The organism is Phyllobacterium brassicacearum (genome assembly GCF_003010955.1).
Lineage (GTDB): Bacteria > Pseudomonadota > Alphaproteobacteria > Rhizobiales > Rhizobiaceae > Phyllobacterium > Phyllobacterium brassicacearum.
Genome location: NZ_PGGO01000061.1, coordinates 1 through 1,439, shown reverse-complemented (window position 1 = coordinate 1,439; position 1,439 = coordinate 1). Strand labels below are relative to the sequence as shown.

The following is a 1,439-nucleotide window of genomic DNA, read 5'->3' as shown; positions in this document are numbered from 1 at the left end:
TGAACTGACCCCATTAAGTTGGACGGTTTAAAGGCAAGGCAGATTTAAGGGCTGGGTTCTGTATTGTACAGGGCTCAGCCCTTTGAGTTTCATTTTGATCCTGTCGTGATTGTAGTAGTGGATATAGTCGGTGATGGCGGACTGCAGGCTTTGAATGCTGGCGAATTTGGTCGGGTAGAACAGCTCTGATTTCAGCACCGCGAAGAAGCTTTCCATTGCCGCGTTGTCGAGGCAGTTGCCTTTGCGTGACATGCTTTGGATGACGTCGTGTTTTTCAAGCGTGCGCTGATAGGCGGTCATCTGATAGTGCCATCCCTGATCGGAATGCAGGATCGGCTTTTCGCCGCTCCCCAGCCGGTCCAGCGCCTTACTGAGCATGGTTTCCACGAGTTTGAAGACGGGACGGCGGGCTGTCTCGAAGGCGATGATCTCGCCATTGAAGAGGTCCATGACCGGTGAGAGATAGAGCTTTTCGCCCGCAACGTTGAACTCGGTCACATCCGTCACCCATTTCTGGTTTGCACCCTCAGCCGTGAACTTGCGCTGGATGAGATCGGGAGCGGTGCAGCCGCTAGCGCCCTTGTAGGACCGATACTTCTTCGGCCGCACCAGCGATTTCAAACTCATTTGCCCCATCAGGCGCTGAACTGTCTTGTGATTGACGCGCTGTCCCAGTCGGCAGATGGCAGCCGTGATGCGGCGATAGCCATAGCGCCCCTTGTGAAGGGCGAAGATGGCTTTGATGCTGTCTTTGAGCGCGGCATGGCGGTCGGCCAGCGATGATGCCTTTTGCTGGTAGTAGAACGTGCTGCGGGCCAGGCCTGCCAATTGCAGCAGACCGGCAAACGAATGGAGCGGCCTTAACGCGTGAACGGCTTGCGCTTTTTGAGCGGCTGTTGTTCCTGCGTTAAGGCCTCCAGTTTTTTTAGGAAAGCGTTCTCCATCCGCAGATAGGCCAGTTCCGAAAGCAACTCCTCGCGGCTCTTCGTGTCATCGCTCGCCAAGGCTTGCGGTTCATCGGTGGCAGGCGGTTTGGGCATCAATCGGGGCCTTCCTCTGCGCCGCGGGGCCAACGCCTCTATCCCGCCGCGCTCGTAACGCGTCTCCCAATCGACAAGGCTACTCTTGTTGCGGATGTTGAAAATCGCAGCCGCCTGCCGATAGGAAAGCCCATCGTCCCACATCCGCTGCAATACCGAAAGCTTGAAAGACGCGTCAAAGGAGCTGAATTTCTTTACCAACCCTGACACGCCATGCGCCGCATGAGCCGCAGCCCATTTGCGCACCGTCGAATGATCAACGTCAAACCGAGCCGCCACTGCGCGTGCCCCTTCCGTGCCGCTCTCATAAGCGGCGATGACGGACTGCTTGAACGCTAAGCTGTACTTGGACATACAAAACCCCCGAAGGTCGGTGTCCAACTTTCGGGGGTCAGTTCA

Annotated in this window: 1 protein-coding gene; it reads right to left on the bottom strand. The window is 56.6% G+C overall.

Annotated features, from left to right (window positions below; all coding sequences use genetic code 11):
- Nucleotides 1-27: 27 nt before the first annotated feature.
- A protein-coding gene (locus CU102_RS28220) for an IS3 family transposase (RefSeq protein WP_425351619.1) occupies nucleotides 28-1,394 on the bottom strand; the annotation gives its coding sequence in 2 pieces (ribosomal slippage) (nucleotides 28-920 and nucleotides 920-1,394; 1,368 coding nt in all).
- Nucleotides 1,395-1,439 lie beyond the last annotated feature (45 nt).